At 64.7% G+C, this 13782-nt stretch carries 12 protein-coding genes; 3 read left to right on the plus strand and 9 right to left on the minus strand.

Annotated features, from left to right (window positions below; translation table 11 throughout):
• Positions 1–5: 5 nt before the first annotated feature.
• The 8 genes from O4H62_RS01515 to O4H62_RS01550 form a co-directional block, all read right to left on the minus strand.
• Complete coding sequence (locus tag O4H62_RS01515) at positions 6–1634, minus strand: long-chain fatty acid--CoA ligase (protein ID WP_269385383.1); 1629 nt, start codon at positions 1632–1634, stop codon at positions 6–8.
• Positions 1635–1798: 164 nt separating this feature from the next.
• Entirely contained in the window at positions 1799–3379 is a 1581-nt protein-coding gene (locus tag O4H62_RS01520; protein ID WP_269385384.1) for an SDR family oxidoreductase, read from the minus strand.
• Positions 3380–3411: 32 nt separating this feature from the next.
• Positions 3412–3918: a flavin reductase family protein gene (locus tag O4H62_RS01525; protein ID WP_269385385.1), complete on the minus strand. Its 507-nt coding sequence runs from the start codon at positions 3916–3918 to the stop codon at positions 3412–3414.
• 104 nt (positions 3919–4022) lie between these two features.
• Complete coding sequence (locus O4H62_RS01530) at positions 4023–4565, minus strand: nuclear transport factor 2 family protein (RefSeq protein WP_331284440.1); 543 nt, start codon at positions 4563–4565, stop codon at positions 4023–4025.
• Positions 4552–6666, minus strand: a complete 2115-nt coding sequence (locus tag O4H62_RS01535) for an acetate--CoA ligase family protein (RefSeq protein ID WP_269385386.1) — start codon at positions 6664–6666, stop codon at positions 4552–4554. The genes O4H62_RS01530 and O4H62_RS01535 overlap by 14 nt, the downstream gene beginning before the upstream one ends.
• Positions 6663–7571: an SMP-30/gluconolactonase/LRE family protein gene (locus O4H62_RS01540; RefSeq protein ID WP_269385387.1), complete on the minus strand. Its 909-nt coding sequence runs from the start codon at positions 7569–7571 to the stop codon at positions 6663–6665. The genes O4H62_RS01535 and O4H62_RS01540 overlap by 4 nt, the downstream gene beginning before the upstream one ends.
• A gap of 73 nt (positions 7572–7644) precedes the next feature.
• Positions 7645–8871, minus strand: coding sequence for an ABC transporter substrate-binding protein (locus tag O4H62_RS01545; protein WP_269385388.1), 1227 nt, complete (start codon positions 8869–8871; stop codon positions 7645–7647).
• Between the two features lie 64 nt (positions 8872–8935).
• Positions 8936–9694 carry an SDR family NAD(P)-dependent oxidoreductase gene (locus tag O4H62_RS01550; RefSeq protein WP_269385389.1) on the minus strand — a complete coding sequence of 253 codons (759 nt, stop codon included), beginning with the start codon at positions 9692–9694 and terminating at the stop codon, positions 8936–8938.
• A 203-nt stretch (positions 9695–9897) separates the two neighbouring features.
• Between O4H62_RS01550 and O4H62_RS01555 the strand changes: the two genes are divergently transcribed.
• Positions 9898–10677: an IclR family transcriptional regulator gene (locus O4H62_RS01555; RefSeq protein ID WP_269385390.1), complete on the plus strand. Its 780-nt coding sequence runs from the start codon at positions 9898–9900 to the stop codon at positions 10675–10677.
• A gap of 19 nt (positions 10678–10696) precedes the next feature.
• On the opposite strand, the gene O4H62_RS01560 is transcribed toward O4H62_RS01555, so the two are convergent.
• Complete coding sequence (locus O4H62_RS01560) at positions 10697–10879, minus strand: hypothetical protein (RefSeq protein WP_269385391.1); 183 nt, start codon at positions 10877–10879, stop codon at positions 10697–10699.
• 135 nt (positions 10880–11014) lie between these two features.
• Here O4H62_RS01560 and O4H62_RS01565 point away from each other — a divergent pair, with 135 nt between their 5' ends.
• Together O4H62_RS01565 and O4H62_RS01570 are read left to right on the plus strand one after the other, a co-directional pair.
• Positions 11015–12670: a hypothetical protein gene (locus tag O4H62_RS01565; RefSeq protein ID WP_269385392.1), complete on the plus strand. Its 1656-nt coding sequence runs from the start codon at positions 11015–11017 to the stop codon at positions 12668–12670.
• Positions 12671–13771: a phosphatase PAP2 family protein gene (locus O4H62_RS01570; protein ID WP_269385393.1), complete on the plus strand. Its 1101-nt coding sequence runs from the start codon at positions 12671–12673 to the stop codon at positions 13769–13771.
• The last annotated feature ends 11 nt before the right edge of the window (positions 13772–13782 follow it).

Raw genomic sequence — 13782 nt, forward strand, 5'->3', positions numbered from 1 at the left:
AGCGGTCAGGCCGGCAGGACGTAGTCGGCGAATTGCTGGCGCAGTTTCATCTTCATGAGCTTGCCGGTCGCGGTGTGCGGCAGGTCGTCGACGAAGGCGACATCGTCGGGCAGCCACCATTTGACCACGCGCTCGGCGAGAAACTCGAGGATCTCGGGACCGGTGACCTCCGAGCCGTTCTTGCGCACGACGATCAGCAACGGCCGCTCCTGCCAGCGCGGATGCGGGCGCGAGATGACCGCGGCCTCCTCGATTTCGGGATGCGCCATCGCGGCATTCTCGAGATCGATCGAGCTGATCCATTCGCCGCCCGACTTGATCACGTCCTTGGACCGGTCGGTGATCTGCACGTAGCCGTCGGTATCGAGCCGCGCGACGTCGCCGGTCGAGAACCAGCCGTCGGGGTCGAGCACATCGCCGCCCTCGCCGCGGAAATAGCCGGCGGTGACCCAGGGTCCGCGCACCTGCAGATCGCCGGACTGGCCGCTGCCGGCCGGGATTTCGGAACCGTCCTCGCCGACGACGCGCAATTCGACGCCGCACATGGCGCGGCCCTGCAGCACCTGGATATCAACCTGCTTGTCAACCGGCAGGTCGCGGTGCTTGGGCAACAGGTTGCCGACGGTGGCGACCGGGCTGGTCTCGCTCATGCCCCAGGCCTGGATGACGAAGACGCCGATGCCATGGAACTTCTCGATGATGGTGCGGGGCGCCGCAGCGCCGCCGATGACAACCCGCTTGAGCGACAGGCGCGACGGATCGGCGGCCGGATCGGTTTCGAGATGCTTGAAAAAGCCCATCCAGACCGTCGGTACGCCGAGGCTGAAGGTGCATTTCTCCTCGACGGCAAGCTCGTAGAGGTTCTTGCCATCCAGATGCGGTCCCGGCAGCACCAGCTTGGCGCCGCACAGGGCGGAGGCATAGGGCACGCCCCAGGCGTTGACGTGAAACAGCGGCACGGCGAGAAGCGTGCTGTCGGCGCTGCTCAGTTGCAAGCCGTCCACCTGGCAGACCAGCAGCGAATGAAGATAGGTCGAGCGGTGGCTGTAGAGCACGCCCTTCGGGTTGCCGGTGGTGCCGGAGGTGTAGCACAGCGAGGAGGCGGCGTTTTCATCAAACACCGGCCAGTCGTACTCGCCGTCCTGCTGCACGATCAGGTCTTCATAGGCCTCCGCCCGGGCGGGCATGCCGGCCATGTGGTCCGCATCGGTCATGGCGATGAAGCGCCTGACATGCGGCAGGGCCGGCGTCAGGTCTTCGACCAGACCGGCGAAGGTGATGTCGAAAAACAGCACGCCGCTTTCGGCATGGTTGAGGATATACTCGATCTGCTCGGGAAACAGCCGCGGATTGACCGTGTGCAACACCGCGCCAATGCCCGAGACAGCGAAATAGAGCTCGAGATGACGATGGGTGTTCCAGGCGAGCGTGGCGACCCGGTCGCCGGGCTTGACGCCCATGGCGAGCAGTGTCTGGGCCATCTGCTTGGCGCGATGCGACAAAGTCCGGTAGTTGCTGCGAACAATCGTCTGCTCGCAGGTCTTCGAAACGATTTCCGTATCCGGATGGTAGCGCCGCGCATGTTCAAGCAAGCTTGAAATCATCAGCGGGTGCGCCTGCATAAGGCCCTGCATACCGGTCTCCTCCCAATTCACCGCGGACAAGGCCTCCCAGCCGTCCACATTCAGATTATCGGCACTCAGCACGCGATGAGAAGGAAAACCTTCATCTGAAGGAGAGTTTCACAAATGTGAAGTTCCTTGCAGAACATGGATAGCGCGCCGGATGATCGCCGGCCCTATTGGCCGCCGTCGGACGCCTGCCCGGCATTGCCGAAAGAGGTCCAGCCTCCATCGACATAGAGGATGCCGCCATTGATGTAGGAGGCCGCCGGAGACGCCAGGAACAGCGCGGCCTCGGCGATGTCCTCGGGGTGTCCCATATCGCCGAGCGGTATCCGCTTGCGGATAGCAGCGCTGTCGACCTTACCCGATTGTTCGAGGGCTGCGACGCCCGGGGTGCGGATGTAGCCCGGCGCCAGAGTGGCACTGCGGATGCCCTTCTGGCCGAGTTCGGCGGCGAAACAGCGCGTCAGGATGTCGATGGCCGCTTTCGAGGCGCCATAGGCATGGCGCGGCGCAAACGGCAGGAAGCTGTTGATCGAACCCAGGTTGAGGATCATCCCCGCCCTGCCCTGCATCAGCGCCAGCGCTGCCTTGGCGCACATAAAGGCGCCTGCGAGGTTGACGTCGAGCACGCGGCCGAGATCGCTCGAATCCTGCTCCATCGCCGGCTTGAACACATCGGCGATGGCGGCATTGTTAATCATCACGTCGACATGGCCGAAACGGGCCGCAATTTGCGCGAAGGCATCGGCGACGGATTGCTCCGAGCTGATGTCGGCCTCGATTGCAAGATGCCCGTCGCCCAGCACCTCGATCACTTTGCCCAGCGCCTCGCCGTCTCGGTCGATCAGCGCGACATGGTCGCCATTGGCGGCGAAACGCTCCGCGATCGCCCGTCCGATGCCGTTGGCCGCGCCGGTGACGACGATCACCCTGGGCGCATTGCCGGGTTCGGGCCTTGCGAGTTCGTCCGCCGGGGTTCCGTCGACCGCCGGATGGGCGGTTCCGGGCTGGTTGAACGACATCCAGCCGCCATCGGCCACCACCACGGATCCGGTCACATAGCGCGCGGCGTCGGAGGCGAGGAAGCCCGCGACGGAAGCGATTTCGTCGGAGCGGCCGAGCCGTCCGATGGGGATGCGCTGGCGCACCAGCGAGAGATTGGCCTTTCCTTCCCGCTCGAGTGCTGCGACCATCGGGGTGCGGATGTAGCCCGGCGCGATCGCCGTCACCCGCACCTTGCGCGCCGCCCATTCGCAGGCCAGCGACTTGGTCATCGAGATCAGCGCCGCTTTTGAGGCGGCATAGGCATTGCGGCCGGGATTGCCCAGAACGCCGGCGAGCGAGGCCGTGTTGACGATGGCGCCGCCGGTCGCGGGCATGCGCCGGGCCGCCTCGCGCGCCATCACGAACGGGCCATAAAGATTGGTGCTGATCGCCTTGCGGAACCCGGCCATGTCGGTCTCCAGCGTCGGCTGCATGGTCGGCCCCACGGCGGCGTTGTTCAGGAGCACGTCGACATGGTCGACAACGCCGTCGATCTCTTTGAACAGGGCCATGATGTTGGCTTCGTCGGACAGATCGCATTCGAAGGCGTGATGCTGGTCGCCGAATTCCCTCACCGCCTCGGCGAGGCCGCTTTGCGCCACATCGACGCCGATCAGCAGATCGCCGCGCCCGGCGAACTCGGCCAGCATGGCGCGGCCGACGCCGCCTGCAGCTCCTGTGATGATGACGACGCGGGGATTGCTCATGTGCCTGTCCTCTACCTGTTCAGTCCTTGGGTTCAGTCCTTGGATGCCAAGCGGCGGAAATAGCCGTCGCCATAGAGAAGTCCCTCGCCCTCGTTGGAAATCATCGAGACCACGCGGCCGAGAAACAGGCTGTGGCCGCCGCAGGAAAAAACATCGACAAGGCGGCAATCAAAGGCGCTGACAGCGCCGTCGAGCAACGGCGCGCCGGTGACCGCGGCAAGCCATTTGCCTTCATCAAAGAGCATCTCGCCCGCGGCCCCGGCGTCCGAAAAGCGGCGCGCCATGCGCGCCTGTGTATCGGCGAGGAAACTGACCCCGAAGGCTTCACAGCGGGTGATGATCTGCGCCACCGCCGAATCCTGCTTGATGCTGACCAGCAGCGTCGGCGGCTCCATCGTCGCCGAACAGACGGTCACTGCGGTCACGCCGTCGCGCTCTCCGCCACACGCCGCCGTCACCAGCCCGACCGGCTGGACGATGGCCCGCATGCCGGCAAGGTAGGCCTCTGTCGAAACGGTTTCAGCTATGTTTGTCAGCATGTTATCCAAACCACGTCCCCGGAAATCTATCAATCAATTGTGCCATGTGGCCGTCACGCTCAATTGCGGTGGCCAAGTATCGAAAAGCACCTGGCGAACGCCGGTCAGCCGGCCTTGCCTTTGCCCATGCGGTAGACCGGATCGTGCGGGTAGTTGCCGCCGATCGGCGTTCTCGGCCCGAAGCGCTCCGCCTCGCTGTCCGCCGGCACGGCCTGCGGCTCGACCCAGTCGAAGACCACCGTGCGCTCCAGCACGCGCCACTCGTCCTGCCGCTTCTCGAACACGTCGCAATAGCGGCCGGCGAGCGCGAACTGACACACCACGCCATCGCCGCCGGTGCCGCGCTGCAGGGCCGAGAAATAGCTTTCCACATGAGCCGTCGTCGCCGACTTGAACTCGATGAGGATGTTGGAGATGGCGTGAATGTTACGCGGGCCCTTCGACCAGACCGCCCTCGCCCACTCGACAAAGCCCTCGACCGGGCCGTTGTAGCTGCCGTGATTGTCGATCGCGTCGGGCCAGTAGGCGGACCGGAGCGTCGCCTCGTCGGCGCGATCGATGCCGCGGCAGTAGAGATAAAGACAATCGCGGATGGCTTCACGATCCATCAGCTCGACAATTCTGGCTTCCATGTCAGTGGCGGTCATCGGTGGCCTCCCCCTTGAGAACAATCAGCGCATCAAGCGGCACAACGCCCTTTCCGCGCGGCAGCACCCGGACCGGATTGAGATCGATGCTCTCGATCCGGTCGGCATGCGCCGCGGCGAAGCGGGACAGGTTCGAGAGCATCCGCGCAAGCGCCTCGATATCGGATGGCCGGGCGCCGCGAACTCCTTCGAGCATGGCATGCCCACGGATCTCGCGGATCATCCGCATCGCTTCGGCCTCGTCGAACGGTGCGGCGCGAAAGGTCACGTCCTTGAGCACCTCGACGAAAATGCCGCCGAGACCGAACATCACCACCGGGCCGAGCACCGGATCCTGCATGACGCCGATGATCGTCTCGACGCCCTCGGGCGCCATCGGCGCCACCAGGATGCCGTCGAGCCGTGCCTCCGGCGCGTGTTCGGCGGCCCGGTGCAGGATCTCCGCCGCGGCTTTCCGCGCCGCATCGGCATCGCGCAGATTGACCGCGACACCGCCGACCTCGGTCTTGTGGGCCATGTCCGGCGAGCAGATCTTCAGCACCACCGGAAAACCGATCCGGCTCGCCGCCTCGCCGACATCCTCACCCAGCGGCACGAGGCGCTCTTCCGGGAAGTCGAGCCCTGCGCGGGCCAGGATGGCCTTGGCGTCCGCCTCGCTCAGCGGGCCCTGCGGCAGGTCGAGCCGCGCGCCCGGCGCGACCCGGGCCGCATCCCGGTTGAGGTCGAAGCTCTCTTTGAGCCAGACCAGCGCGCCGAGCGCCCCGGCGAGCGCCGAGCCATCCTCGTAGACCAGGAAGCCGTCATTCTCGTATTCGCGCACGACAGCGTCCGGCGCCGACATTGTCAACCCGCGGATCTTGCCTTCCTGCCCGTCCATCGCGGCCATCAGGGCCTTGCGCAGCGGGTCGGCGAAGTTCTTCGACGACGGCCCGGTACCGAGGATGGCGGTGAAGATGTCGTAGCCGCCCTCGGTGATCATGGCGCGCACATAGCTTGTGAGCATGTCCATGTCGCTGACCACCTGGGCGGTCGCGTCCACCGGGTTGCGCGGAGACGAATAGGGCAGCATCTGCCTGAGCTTCTCCTGCGCCGCCTCGGGCATGGGGGCCACATCGAGACCGGCCGCTTCCGCGTCGTCCGCCAACTGGATGCCAAAGCCGCCCGACATGGTGAAGATGCCGGTGCGGTTGGAGGGAGGATAGATGCCTGACGCGCAGGCATACGCGACATCCAGTTGCTGGGCGGTGGTGCTGGCCCGGTAGACGCCATATTGGCGCAGCACCGCGTCGAAAACCGCATCCGAACCGGCAAGCGATGCAGTGTGCGATGCAGCAGCTTCCGCGCCGACGTCGGAGCGGCCGGTTTTCATGAAGACGATGGCTTTCTCCGCCTTGCGCGCCCGTTCGAGCGCACCGATGAAAGCGTCGCGGTCGCGCACGCCCTCGGCATAGGCCATGATCACATTTGTCTCTGGTTGCCGGACCATCCAGTCGAGCGTCTCGGCAACATCGATGTCGCATTCATTGCCAGTGGTCACCCACTGGCTGATGCCGAGCCCGCGCTTGCGGGCAAGGTGTGCAATGTGCGCGCCGTAAGCGCCGCTCTGCGAAACGATGCCGACCGGGCCGGGCGCAATCAACTGGTTGTCGAGCACCACGGAAAACGTGCCGAAATAGCCGACCGACGGGTTGAAGACGCCGAGGCAGTTCGGTCCGAGCAGGCGCATGCCGCTGCTCTTGGCGATTGCGACCATGTCGCCCTGCAGCCGGGCGCCGTCCTCGCCGGTTTCGGCAAAGCCCGCGGAAAAGACGATCGCCGATTTCACCCCGGCTTCCGCACACTCCTCGACCGCCTGCCGGGTCAGATGCGACGGCACGGCGAGGATCGCGGTGTCGGGAACCGCGGGAAGTGCGGCGATGCTTGCAAATGCCGGCAGTCCCTGCACCGTTTCGCGCTTTGGATTGACCGGCAGCACGGCGCCCTTGAAGCCGGACTCCCTGAGATAGCGCAGCGGCCGGCCGCCGATCCTGGTCGGGTCGTCGGACGCGCCGACAATGGCGACGCTGCGCGGTGCCAGCAGGCTTGAGAATACGTCGCTCATTGGGCCAGGTCCTGCGGTTGTCCGAAACGCGGCTCCGGCAGGCCTTTGACGCCGAGCCCCTCCAGCGCGTAGAGCGCTCCGCCGTGCGGATGGCGGGAAATAGCGCGCCCCGATCCGGAATCCTTGATCGAGGTGAGGTAAAGCGTCGTCATGTCGGGTCCGCCGAAACTCATGCAGGTCGGCATGTCGGTCGGCGCCTCGATCAGGCAGTCGAGCTTGCCTTCGGGCGTGAAGCGGCCGATCTTGCCGGCCTGGACCAGCGCCACCCAGATGCAGCCTTCGCTGTCGACCGTGGCGCCATCGGGGCCGGACTCGAACTCGGCGGTGTCGACATGTATGCGGGGACGGTCGAGCGCGCCCTCCTCCTTGTCATAGGCATAGGCCCGGACTTTGCGATCGAGGCTGTCGGAAAAATACATCGTCGCGCCGTCGGGGCTGAAACAGAGCGAATTGGCGATGCGGATGCCGTTGGCGAGAACGTCGGCCTTGCCGGTGCCATCGACACGGATGAGTTCGCCGCTGGCTTCGGCGTAGACGCCCATCGAGCCGCAGAGGAAGCGGCCCTGGCGGTCGACCTTGCCGTCGTTGAAGCGGATACGGTCGTTCGGCCGGGGCAGCTTGAAGAGCGGTGTGCACTCGCCGCTGGCGATATCGACCAGGTAGATACCGTCGGCCAGACCGGCCACCAGCTTGCCGTCAAGCGCGAGGCCGATGGAGCCGATCATCGAGGGGACCTCGATCTGCCGGAAGGTGCCGGCCAGCGTGTCATGCATCCGGATCAGGCGCGAGACGCCGTCCACCCAGTAGAGCGTCGCGTTCTGCGGGTCCCAGACCGGGCTTTCGCCGAGCATGTCCGGGGTCGGAGAGATGCGCCGAGCGGTTACGTTTCTGGCTACCTTGGTCATGTCGGGCCCTGCAATGCATAGGGTTAGAGGCGCGGCCGGAAAACCAGTCCCGGCCGCGCAGGATCAAGTCCGCCTACTTCTTGAGAAGCGCACAGCTGCTGTCGGCTTCGGACCGCCATGCGTCCTCTGCCGCGATTTCACCGATGATCTCGTAGTAGTCCCAGTCGCCCTTCGATTCCGATGGCGCCTTCACCTTGGATGCCAGCATCGGCTTCATGACAACGCCGTCGGCGCGGATCCTGGCATCCTTGACGATGCCGTCACTGACCGGCAGCTCGCGCATCGATGCCATTACCGAGACGCCATCATCGGCACCGGCTGCAGCCACGCTCTTGAGGTAATGGGTCACAGCGGAATAGGTGACCAGCTGCGCCTCGTTCGGCTTGCGTCCGTTGAAGGCGTCGCTGAAACGCTGCGCCAGGGCGCGGCTCTCGTCATCGCGATCCCAGTAGGCGGCGCTCGAAAACACCATGCCCTGGGTCGCGTCCAGGCCGATGGCGTGGATGTTGTTGATCAGCACGCCGAGCGGAGCGAGGTTCTGGCCGGCGGCAACGATGCCGAACTCGTTGGCCTGCTTGATCAGGTTGCCGAGATCGGCGCCCGCATTGGCGATGCCGATGGCCTTGGCGCCGCTGGCCTGGGCCTGCAGCAGCTGCGACGAGAAGTCGTTGGTGCCGAGCGGATGCAGCGTCGAGCCGACAACCTTGCCGCCGGCTGCTTCGATGAAGCGGGTGGCGTCTTCCTGCCAGGTCTTGCCGAAGGTGTAGTCGACGGTGATGAAGTACCAGCTGTCCATGCCCCGCGCCATCTGCGCGGCAACCGCACCCTTGGCGAGGGTATAGGTGTCGAAGGCCCAGTTGGTGGTCATCGGCGAGCAGGATTCGTTGGTTACCGCAGTGGATGCGCTGCCCGAAACGATATAGGGCTTCTGCTTGTCACGCATGATGTCGTTGACGGCGTGGGCGATCGACGACGCGGAGCAGCCGACGATCGTGTCGACACCTTCCTCGTCCACCCATTTGAGAGCCTGGGCGACACCGATGTCGGGCTTGTTCTGGTCGTCGGCGACGACAACCTCGATCGGGGTTCCGTTGACGGAGCCGCCGAAATCCTCGACGGCCATCTTGACCATCAGGACCTGACCGGGGCCGCAGTTGTCGGCATAGGGGCCGGACTGGTCGGCCATCACGCCGATGCGGACGACATTGTCCGAGATGTCGGCGCTCGCCGGCGATGCAACAAGGGCCGTGGTCAGCATCAGCATGCCGGCAAGGCCAGTGGATTTCCTCAATGTAGTCATGGTTTCCTCCCGTTGAATTTCTGTCCAGATTGCTCAAGCGACGCGTGCGCCGGCTCCCTGCCGGCTACGAGAACGCGTAGGTTATTCCGCCGTCGACAAACAACATGTCGCCCGTGACGTAGGATGACTCTTCGGATGCCAGATAGACGGCGGCGCGCGCGATATCCTCAGGTTCACCCAAACGGCCCAGCGGCACGCGCTGGCGACGACGCTCCCAGGCCTCCTCCGTCACCACCCGCATGGCGCCGTCCGTGCGGGTGGAACCCGGGGCAATCGCGTTGACCCGGATATTGTCGGCGCCGTATTCGGCCGCCGCGCTGCGCGTGGCCGCGGCAACCGCCGCCTTGATGGCGCTGTACATGATGCCGTGCTTCATCGCGAGCACCGCAGAGGGGGACGCGATGTTGACGATCGCTCCGCCGCCCGCGCCGCGCATCTGCTCGAGCACCGCCTGGTAGCCCCAGATGACGCCCTTGAAGCCGACATCGATCATCCTGCCGATGGTCTCTTCGGACTGCTCCTCCAGAGGACCGTAACGGTTCCACATGGCATTGTTGACCAGCACCGTCACCGGCCCGAAAGCCTCCCCCGCAGCCTCGGCGGCGGCAAAGACCTCGTCGCGCTTGGCGGCATTGGCCTTGATCGCGATGGCCTGGCCACCGGCCGCCCTGAGCGCTTCGGCAACCTGCTCGGCCGTATCCTGGCGGATGTCAACGACCCCGACGGAAGCACCCTCGCTGGCATAGGCTTCGCAAATCGCACGGCCGATACCCTGACCGCCGCCGACGACGAGCGCCACGCGTCCCTCAAGCCTGCCGCTCATTGCGAGATGTTCCAATACAGCATCCGATTTCCTCCAGCCGAGCCGGTGTCCTGCGCGAAAGGCAACCTCGGTCGCCTCCTCCTGCCGCGCTTCATCCCGGCGTCTTGTCTGGAAAAGAAACTGGCATGTTTCCGCCAAATCCAGTAGAAATATTCTTATGTGGGGCAGAATTTCACAAATGTGAATTTGAGAGGAAAACTGGCATGGCAAATCCCCAGGTCAAATCAGCAACGCGCGCCATCGAGATCCTGGAATATTTCAAGCTGGCGCAGCAGCCGCGCTCAATGTCGCAGATGGCGAGCGATCTCGGTTACCCGCAATCGAGCACCACCGTGATGCTCAAGACACTGGTCAATCTCGGTTATCTGAATTTCGACCGGAGCACGCGCGACTATTTCCCGACCCCGAAGCTGACGGCGCTCGGAGACTGGATCCCGCGCGTCATGTTCGGCTCCGGGCAGATGATCGATGCGCTGAACGATTTGCACGCGGCAACCGGCGAAGGCGTGTTCCTGGGCACCAAGAACGACATCTACCTGCAATACACCCGCACCAAGGAATCCATTCACGCGCTGCGCTTTCACATCGATGAAGGCTTCATGCGGCCGATCACGCTTTCGGCGGCGGGATGGGTCCTGCTCTCCACGCTGCCGGAAGACAAGATCGACAACATCGTCCGCCGCGCCAACATCGCCACGCAGAACCCGAGCGAGCGCACCGACACCAAGACCATCCTGGCGCGGATCAAGGAGATCCGGGAAAACGGCTATGCCTATGCGGAGAACACGCCGCTCGAAGGCGGTGCCACGCTGGCGCTGCGGCTTCCGGCCGAGCTACAGGGGCAGCCGGTGGCGCTGGCGCTGGGCGGCGTCGCGGACCGGTTCAGGAAAAACTTCGCAGAGTACAAGCGGGCTCTGTTTGCGGCCGCCGAAGCGGTCAAACAGGACAATGATTTCGACCTGCCGGTCCGCATCAGCCTCTGACCAGCGGGCTTTGCCAGGCTCAATGCGTGCCGATATCCTCCACGCCGACGCGATCGGCGAGCTCGACCAACCAACCGATGATTGCGCGCTCGTCCACCCCGAGCGCTTCGGCGTCCCGCAATGCCGCGGCCCGGCTTCTGAAATCCCGCCAATGCAGGATGAAATCCATGAGATCCCGGGTTTCGAAGATATTCCTGTCCATCAACACGACTGCCACACTGTTGTCATTGCGGAAAATCTAGCAACTTTCGGCGGCTGGGCACCGTGAATAAAACGTGAAGCCGCTGGTTTTCCAGCCCTGCCAGAGTTATCCTCGGTTGCAATCGGGGATGGGCTGATGGCTGCTAAACTGTTGGAGATCAACCTCTTTGGAGCCTGTGTCGTTCGCGGCGCGGGCGATGCGGACTTCGAGATAACCGGGGCGAAACACAAGGCGCTGTTCGTGCTGCTGGCGACAGCGCCCTTCGGCCGGCGGACCCGCTCCTACCTGCAGGACACGCTCTGGGCGACCTCGTGCTACGACAACGGGCGCCAGAGCCTGCGCCGCGCCCTGTCGGATCTCCGCCACATCATGGGCGACATGTTCGACCTGCTTCTGACCGTCACCAATTCCGAGCTCACGCTCGACCTCTCCAGGGTGCACTTCATCGGGCGGCCAGGCGGCGGGCAATATCTTGAAGGCCTCGACATTCGCGAGGACGGCTTCAATCGATGGCTTGGCACCATGCGGGCCAATCCCGAACAGCTCTACGGCCTGTTCAGCATGAGATCGCAGCCGCCGGCGCCGGCGCCGGTGCCGTGCGTCTCGATCTTGCCGTTCCAGCTTGTTGCCGGCGATGCGCACCATGTGGTGCTCGGCGACTGGCTGGCCGAAGAGATCTCGCGGACGCTGTCGCGCTCAAGCCTTCTCGCCGTCGTCTCGCATCTGTCGGCGCGGGAGCTCGCGTCGCGGCGGATCGAGCTGTCGAAGGTGCGCGACCTGCTGGGCGTGGACTATTTCATGGCCGGCAGCCTGCGGGTCGAGGGACAGCGCGCCATCCTGGATGCCGACTTTCTCGACGCCGTGTCGGGACGCATTCTGTGGACGCGGCGTTTTTCCGCCCTGATCAGCGAGTTCATGTCCGAATACAGCGAGGCCGTGGACGGGATAACCCGCACCATCGGCCGGGCGGTCGCCTCCGACGTGATCTGCCACATCCGCGGCCGCGCGGCCCGCGAGCTTGCCGACCACCAGCTGCTCGTGGCCGGTGTCGGGCTGATGCATGAGCTGAACCTGCCCAGCTTCGCCCGGTCACGTGAAATGCTGGAGGAAGCCGCTCGCCGGATGCCGCGGGCAGCTGAAGTGCATGCCTGGCTGAGCGAATGGTATGTCATGTGCGTTTTCAACGGCTGGAGCACCGATGTGCCCGGCGACACCGCCCGCGCCGCCGACGCATCCGCCCGGGCGCTGGACATAGACCCGGAAAGCGCCTTCTGCCTCACCATCGACGGGGTGGTTCACAACACGCTCCTGACGCAGATCGATGCGGCGGAAGAGCGCTTCGAAGCGGCGCTGGCGCGCAATCCGAACGAGGCACTGTCATGGTTGCTCAGCAGCGTCGTCTACACATTTCGCGACGAGGGAAGCGAAGCTGTGTCACGGGTCGAGAAGGCGCTGCGGCTGTCTCCGCTGGATCCGATGCTGTATTTCTTTGAATCGCTGGCGGGATCGGCATACCTGGCAGCAGGCGACTACGACAAGGCGCTCGATTTCTCGACCCGGTCGCTCGAGCGCAACGATCGGCACGTTTCCACCCTGCGCGCCCGGATCTGCGCGCTCCACAAGCTCGGCAGGTGCGAGGAAGCCCGGGAAATGGCGGGCGTGCTGATGGCGCGGCTGCCGAACTTCACCGTATCTTCCTACTTGAAGTCCCATCCCTCTGCCGACTTCCAGTTCGGCCAGAGCATTGCCGGAGCGCTGACCGCATCCGGCGTTCCATACGGAGGAAAGTGAATGCCTGTACTCGGTCTCCAGCATGCTGCCCACGCGGCGCATGCAGCCCACGCGGCGCATGCAGCGCACGCCGCCCACGCTGCCCATGCGGCACATGCGGCGCATGCGGCCCATGCTGCCGGGATTACAGCGTCGGCGCTCACTCATTCGGAGGCGTTGCAGACCGCCAGCCAGGCAATTGTCCATCTCGCCAACGGCATCAAGGCAAAGCCCCCCCGCGACCTCGATGCCAACTCCCCGGCCAACATGGACCGCTGGTCGGGCGATGTCCGGGCAAGGCTCTACATGGCCGAGTTCCTGCAGCCCTTCGCGGCGGACTGGATCGAGGCGGAGACAGCAGTCGCGCTCAGCTGGCAAGGATCGACTTTCCTGACCCTGCCCCGTCCGCCGATCGAGAGCTTTGCCAGGCAAACCCAGCTGGTAGTCAACTACATGGATCAGCGCGCGGAGCGCGGCGGCGAAATCATGGCCCAGCTCGATGACTTCAGCAGCTTCTTTGCCCTGCACCTCGCCCTGACGGCGGCACGCAATCCCTACACGATCGAATTGATCGGAACGGTCCAGGCGCTCGCCGGGCAGGCGACGATGATGCCAAAGCACATGCTCGCCTGCCGGCGCCCTGACGAGCTGGATGCGCGCATCAACCCGCTGATCCCGACACCCGGTCACGGGAGCTACCCGAGCGCCCATGCCACCCAGGCGTTTGCCATTGCGACGGTGCTCGAGGCCTTGTTGCGCGGTACCGGCGACTTCTACCCGGATCTCGACGCCCGGATCCGGCTCGTGAAGGCGCAGGCACACCGTATCGCCGCCAACCGGACCGTGGCCGGAGTGCACTACCCGATCGATAGCTGGGCAGGCTTCATGATCGGCAGCCAGATCGGCCGGATCATCATCGGCATGGCTGCCGGCGCAACGACGCTCAAACCCTGGCGTTTCCAGGCCGACGACACGAAGGATTTCCAGTTCGCCGATGTCGAGCAGTTCGAGGAAGACAGTGTCAGCCTGCCTGGCCCCGAAGCCGTGAACGTGACCGAAAAACCCGCTTTCGAGTGGCTCTGGAAAAAGGCAAGGGCCGAGTTTCCCAACTTGAACGCCTGACGGGAGTTGAC

The sequence above is a fragment of the Parahoeflea alexandrii genome, assembly GCF_027214025.1.
In the GTDB taxonomy this organism is placed as follows: domain Bacteria; phylum Pseudomonadota; class Alphaproteobacteria; order Rhizobiales; family Rhizobiaceae; genus Hoeflea; species Hoeflea alexandrii_A.